Raw genomic sequence first — 5,587 nt, 5'->3', positions numbered from 1 at the left:
GTGTGGCCGCGGTGCGGTGACTACGAGTGCACCCGACTGCTCCGACAACGTTCTGGTGACCAAGGGGATACTGGCGCCACCGCCCACCGACGCAATCGCCGCCAAGTCAATCGGGCGAATTCCATTGCGCTCCAGCACGTCGTGTAGGAAGTCGATGAAGCCGTGCAGCGGCTGGCGGATCGCATCCTCGAGCTCGGCGCGGGACAGCCGGATGTCGCCACAGTAGCCGGGCACCTCGGCGGTCAACTCGGTCTCCATCGTCGAGGAGAGCCGTTCTTTGGCGTACCGGCAGGCGAGCCGCAGACTCTGCAGCGAGCCGATCGCCGACGTTGCCGACGAGTCGAACGAGCCCGCCGACGACAGATCGCCGACGACGTGGGTGAGCACCGCCTGATCGATCCGGTCGCCGGAGAAGTCTTCCGTTCGCACGGCCGGGACGATGGACTGATAGCCGTTCGCGGCGTCGACCAGGCTGACGGTGGCTCCGGACCCGCCGAAGTCGCATACGGCAACGGTCCCGCTGTCCGGCAGGCCCGGGTTCAGCCGCAGGGCGAAAAGTGCTGCCGTGGAATCGGGTAACAGAGCCAAGCGGCCGCGCGACCATTCCGACACCCGGCTCAGGGCGACCCCCACCGAGTCCACCGCCACCGCATCCCAGTGCGCGGGATGGGTGACGGCGACCGCATCCGGCAACGGCCGCCCGTCGGTGGCGGTGTATGCCAGGGCCCGCAGCGCATCGGCGACCAGAGTCTCGCTGCGATGCGTGCTGCTCTCGGCGGCCGCAATCCCCGCCGGATCTCCGGCACGGTCCACGAAGTCGCTGATCACCAACCCGGGCTCGTTGAGCCTTGGGTTCTCCGCGGGCACTCCCACTTCGGGTGAGCGCTGGTCGTACAGCGTCAGCACCGGCTTGCGGGTCACCGCCCGATCAGCGGTCACCGCCGCCAGGTTGGTGGCCCCTATCGATAGGCCTAACGCCGATCCTTCTACGTCAGCCATCTCGCCTCATCCCGCGCATCGGCCACCAATTTATCGCCCGTGCCGCCGCTGTCCGGCAGCTACCGTCACCGGCTCTGGCTTCAGCGAATCGTGCCGACCCCCGCGATCAGCGGCAGATCCAGCGGCGTGACCCAGCCCGGCGGCAGGTCGTTGACGGCCGGGACCGCGTTGAGCGCCCGCAATCCGGTGGCCAGGCAACCGGCCGCGGCGGCGTCTCGTCCTGATCCATCGGTGAACCGGAATGCGGTCTCCTGCGAGATGCTCGGGGTGCCTTCGATGTCGACGCGGTAGACGTCGTCCTTGGTGCCGGCCGGCCAGTCCGGGGCCGCGTCCAGACCGATGCGGTTGACGTGCTCGAGCTGGATGCGGGTCTGGCCCTGATACACACCGTTGATGGTGAAGCGGACCGCGGCGACATGCCCGGCCGGGATGATGCCCTTGGCCGTCTTACGCTCGTCGGGAGTCACCCACTTGTCCCACGTCGTGGTGATCTCGTCGAGCACGATGCCGGCGGCGTGCGCGATCATCGGGACGGTGGCGCCCCACGCGAAGACCAGCACGTCTCGGTTCTCCAGCATGGGCCGGAACTCGGGCTCGCGGCCGATGCCCATCTCGACTTCGTAATCGCCCTCGTAGTTGGTGTAGTCCAGCAGCTCCGACGCCCGCACCGTGCGCACCTCTGAACACAGGCCCATCAGCGTCATCGGGAACAGGTCGTTGGCGAATCCGGGGTCGATGCCGGTGGTGAAGCACGACGACTCGCCCAGCTCGCACGCCTCGGTGATCGGCTGAATCCAGTTCGGCGGGTTGAGGTGCATCGTCGGCCACACCCACGGCGTCATCGCGGTCGAACACACGTCGATGCCCCCGCGCAGAAAGCGCGTCATCAGGGCGATGTTGGCGTCGGCGTGCGCAGCGGTCGGGCCGTAGTGCACCAGGGCGTCGGGCTGCAGCGCGATCAGCGCGTCGACGTCGTCGGTGGCGGCGATTCCGATCGGCTCGGACAGCCCACAGATTTCGCCGACATCGCGGCCGACCTTCTGCGGGTTGCTCACCCCGACGCCGACCAGTTCGAATTCCGGATGTTTGACGATCTCGGCGATCACCATCCTGCCGACGAAGCCGGTACCCCAGACCACAACCCGTTTAGCCATGCGCACCTTCCGATCGACAACCCCCGCTTCACCCTAGGCGGCCGCGATCAGCCTTCGATCGAAACCGGAAAGTCATTCGCTCGATCAACCGGTCGCGCAACGTCAACGTGTGCAGCAGCACCGCCGAGATGTGTGCCGCGATCGCAGCCATCAGCGCATAGGCAACAACCGAATGAGCTTGGCGCAGAACCCAAAACAGCTGCGCGTCGAACGGCGCGATCCGAGGCAGGTGAAGGTAGCCGAACACCACGACCGGTTCCCCGGCGGCCGAGACCATCGCCCAACCGATCAGCGGCTGGAGCAGCAGCAGCGCATACATCAACTTCTCGGAAAGCCCGACGAGTTTGCCCTCCAACGAGCCGATGGTGGACGGCCACGCAGGCGGGTGATGAGTCAGCCGATTGATGACACGGACCACCGTGACCAGCAGGATCAGCACGCCCAACGTCTTGTGCACGACAATCAGCTGGGCGTAGGAAGCCACCGAGTTGACCATGACGAAGCCGATGAACAGCGTGGAGAACACCAAAGCGGCGGTCAGCCAGTGCAATAGCCTGCTCAGCCACGTGAACCGACCCGGCTCAGTCATAGCGTGTTCTCCCCTGTGCGGCGCCGGTAGGACGCGGCGTACACCGCCGACCGTGCGCTCAGCAGCGGATCGTCGGACGGCTCGATGCCCGGCGGCAGCACCATCGGATCGAAGTTGATGTCGCGCGCATTGCCTTTGGACTCGGTTGCCACCGAGTCAAGCGTGAGCAGCCCGGCGTCGACGGTGCGACGGTCGGCGGGCCACGGCAGGGTCGCGTCGTATGTCGGATCCGAGGGCGCGCCGACCGTCAGCATCAAACGCCAGCGCAGTGGGCCGGCCCGCAACTGCGCGACGAGCGGATCGAACAGCGCGCTGGGCCCCGACGACGGCGGCAGTGCCTGCTGCAGCGGCGTCAGCGACCACCGGATCGGCGTTCGCACACCCGATGCGCTGACGAAGTAGAAGGCGTTCAATCCACGGAAGGTGCTGTCGGCGAAACCGGGCGTCGGCGGGTGTTGCTTGAGGATCGTCAAGGCGCGGGCCGATGGCGGGTGGGCGGCGAGGAACCGCGTCATCGCGTCCGGTTCCGGTTTTCCGGTACCCGGAACCGGGACCGTTGCGGCCAGTCGGTCGTACACGGCCTGCGGCGAATTATCCGGGAAGACGGGAAGATTGAGCATCGCTGTCCGCCACTGTTGGCTACCCGGGAATCCGAAAGCCAAGCCGAGCCCGCGCCCCGCCGCGGCCGCGTCAGCGATATGCGGGTTGCCGCCGGCCGCTGAGAATCGACCGATCACCGGCGTGCGACCTGGTGCGAACACCGCCGCCGTCGACAGCTCTCGACCGTTGCCGTTGCTGTCGAACCAGCCGGTGACGGATACGCCTTTGGCGTGGTTGGTGCGGTAGCCGTGGTGCCGGCCGAAAGCCTTGTTGAATCCGTCGAGGAAGGCTTGCGGCGTCAAGCGCTTGGGACCGATCCAATTGAACGCCGTCAGCAACGCAGCCAGATCCAGCCCGAGAAAAGCCCCCACTGCGGCAGCACCGCGCAGCACGTCACGGCGGCCCGGACGCGCGGTGCCCCAACGTCCGGGCGGCTCAGATGGCTCAGCCATAGATCAGCTCCTTGTTACTCGCCGATGGTTTCACTCGCTGCCACGATCATTTTTGGGCATCGGTTCAATTGCGGCACATCGGAACTAAGTATTGAAGAAAAGGCCCGAAAACCGACCCATGCAATTGGCCGGGGGGACACGATGGATGACCATGACCACGAAGTCGATCTTTGTTGCGACCCTCACGGTGTTCGCGGCCACGCTAGGGCCGGGCGGAGCGGCACACGCGGGCCCGCAGACCCAGGTGACCTATCAGTTGAGTGGTAGCGCCCCAGTCGCCGACTACATCTCGTATGAGATGGGCAACGACGCCCAGCGGCAGCAGGCACACGTGCCTCTGCCGTGGACGACCCAGTTCAGCGTCAACGGCAACAAGGTGTTCGTCATCAGCGCGCAGAGCCCCGGCTCGATCACGTGCACGATCCTGATCGACGGCAATGTGGTCAGCCAAGCGACCGCGGACGGCGCACCGGCGCGCACCGTCTGCTCGCACTGAGCACGGCGCGGACCGGCGTCAAGCCGGCCGCCGGGATTTCGGTGGCGGGTAGACGACGCGTCCGATGCTTGCCGACAGCCAGCCGATGGCCCACCCGCCGAAGAACACCGTCAAGGTATGGCGGTTGCCGTCGCCGCCCTGGGTCCACGCCGCCGCCAGGATGACCGCCCACACCACCCCGCACGCGATACTGTACCCGACGTAGGTGCCAGAGTACTTGCGCAACAAGCGAATTCGTTCGATCATGCCGGATCGGATCAGTGACATCCGGGCGGCCCGCGGAAGTTCGTCATCACCGTGGGTGTCGTCGAGCATCGCGATCAACTCCTCACCGTAGCGGCGGCGCCAGGCCGCCGGGTACCACCGCAGGACACGCCGGGCGTCGCGGGGATTCATTGCGCCCAGCCAGGGCCGGGTCCGTGCAGCGCAATCCCGAGGCGACGAGCCCCTTCGGCCGCGATCGCGCCGAGGCTGCGTACCGCCGTGGTCAGTTCGGCCCGTCCCGCGGCGGTCAACTGATACGGGCGCCGTCGCTCGTCGTGGCCCGTGGGTTCGATCAGGCCGTTGTCTTCCAGTGCCGTGATCGCCCCGTACAAGGTTCCCGGACCGAGTGTTACGCCGGCGAACCGCTCGATATCACGGGCCAGCGCGTACCCGTGCTTGGCGCCCGACGCGAGGCTGGTCATGATCAGCACCCCCGGATCATTTCGTCTGCCGAGCTTTCGGGCCGGGCGGGAACCGCGTGCCATGCCGAGGACTCTAGTACGTATGACGTACTACGCCAAGCGTAGTAGCTCGATCGGCCGCGACCGGTTTAGGCTCGCGCCTACAGCCCGCTCAACGACGAGGACGGACGACATGGGGATTGCGACGCGGACGAACGGCACGGCGCCGCCCGACATTGCGCTCGCCGACATCGATCTCGGCGCATGGGACTTCTGGGCGCTCGACGACGATCAGCGCGACGGGGCGTTCGCCACGCTTCGGCGCGAGGCGCCGATCTCGTTCTGGGGGGAACCCGTTCAAGAGGGCTTCGCCAAAGGCGGCGGCCACTGGGCGCTCACCGGACTCGACGACGTGTTCTACGCGAGCCGTCACCCCGAGATCTTCAGCTCCAGCCCCAACATCACCATCAACGACCAGACACCGGAGGTCTCCGAATACTTCGGCTCGATGATCGTGCTCGACGACCCGCGCCACCAACGGCTGCGATCCATCGTCAGCAGAGCGTTCACTCCAAAAGTGGTGGCGCGCATCGAGACTTCGGTTCGCGATCGCGCCCGCCGACTGGTCGCGG

General features: G+C 66.7%; 7 protein-coding genes and 1 pseudogene. 2 read left to right on the top strand and 6 right to left on the bottom strand.

What is annotated here, in order from left to right; all coding sequences use genetic code 11:
- The 4 genes from WAN02_RS32760 to WAN02_RS32745 all read right to left on the bottom strand — a co-directional run.
- Nucleotides 1-999, bottom strand: a 999-nt coding sequence (locus WAN02_RS32760; protein WP_422269520.1) for an Hsp70 family protein, incomplete at its 3' end; no start/stop codon positions are given.
- An 80-nt stretch (nt 1,000-1,079) separates the two neighbouring features.
- Entirely contained in the window at nt 1,080-2,153 is a 1,074-nt protein-coding gene (locus WAN02_RS32755; RefSeq protein ID WP_422269519.1) for a dihydrodipicolinate reductase, read from the bottom strand.
- Between the two features lie 28 nt (nt 2,154-2,181).
- Nucleotides 2,182-2,742, bottom strand: coding sequence for a cytochrome b (locus tag WAN02_RS32750; RefSeq protein ID WP_422269518.1), 561 nt, complete (start codon nt 2,740-2,742; stop codon nt 2,182-2,184).
- Complete coding sequence (locus tag WAN02_RS32745) at nt 2,739-3,794, bottom strand: catalase family peroxidase (RefSeq protein ID WP_422269517.1); 1,056 nt, start codon at nt 3,792-3,794, stop codon at nt 2,739-2,741. Before WAN02_RS32745 ends, WAN02_RS32750 begins: the two co-directional genes overlap by 4 nt.
- 151 nt (nt 3,795-3,945) lie before the next feature.
- Here WAN02_RS32745 and WAN02_RS32740 point away from each other — a divergent pair, with 151 nt between their 5' ends.
- Complete coding sequence (locus WAN02_RS32740) at nt 3,946-4,290, top strand: MmpS family transport accessory protein (RefSeq protein ID WP_422269516.1); 345 nt, start codon at nt 3,946-3,948, stop codon at nt 4,288-4,290.
- A gap of 18 nt (nt 4,291-4,308) precedes the next feature.
- Here WAN02_RS32740 and WAN02_RS32735 read toward each other — a convergent pair whose 3' ends face one another.
- Nucleotides 4,309-4,686: a hypothetical protein gene (locus WAN02_RS32735; RefSeq protein WP_422269515.1), complete on the bottom strand. Its 378-nt coding sequence runs from the start codon at nt 4,684-4,686 to the stop codon at nt 4,309-4,311.
- A complete protein-coding gene (locus WAN02_RS32730) occupies nt 4,683-5,039 on the bottom strand; it encodes a PadR family transcriptional regulator (protein ID WP_422269514.1) in 357 nt (118 codons plus the stop codon). The genes WAN02_RS32735 and WAN02_RS32730 overlap by 4 nt, the downstream gene beginning before the upstream one ends.
- Nucleotides 5,040-5,148: 109 nt before the next feature.
- On the opposite strand from WAN02_RS32730, the pseudogene WAN02_RS32725 reads away from it, so the two are divergent.
- A pseudogene (locus tag WAN02_RS32725) lies at nt 5,149-5,587 on the top strand (cytochrome P450); the annotation flags it as partial.

The organism is Mycobacterium sp. (assembly GCF_049281135.1).
Classification (GTDB): Bacteria; Actinomycetota; Actinomycetes; order Mycobacteriales; family Mycobacteriaceae; genus Mycobacterium.
Note: the sequence above shows the minus strand (reverse complement) of the source record. Positions and strands in the feature narration are given on the sequence as shown.

Excerpts from the sequence above, each read along its gene's own strand:
- WAN02_RS32755 (WP_422269519.1), bottom strand. The coding sequence starts at position 2,153 with ATGGCTAAACGGGTTGTGGTCTGGGGTACCGGCTTCGTCGGCAGGATG.
- WAN02_RS32750 (WP_422269518.1), bottom strand. The coding sequence starts at position 2,742 with ATGACTGAGCCGGGTCGGTTCACGTGGCTGAGCAGGCTATTGCACTGG.
- WAN02_RS32745 (WP_422269517.1), bottom strand. The coding sequence starts at position 3,794 with ATGGCTGAGCCATCTGAGCCGCCCGGACGTTGGGGCACCGCGCGTCCG.
- WAN02_RS32740 (WP_422269516.1), top strand. The coding sequence starts at position 3,946 with ATGACCACGAAGTCGATCTTTGTTGCGACCCTCACGGTGTTCGCGGCC.
- WAN02_RS32735 (WP_422269515.1), bottom strand. The coding sequence starts at position 4,686 with ATGAATCCCCGCGACGCCCGGCGTGTCCTGCGGTGGTACCCGGCGGCC.
- WAN02_RS32730 (WP_422269514.1), bottom strand. The coding sequence starts at position 5,039 with ATGGCACGCGGTTCCCGCCCGGCCCGAAAGCTCGGCAGACGAAATGAT.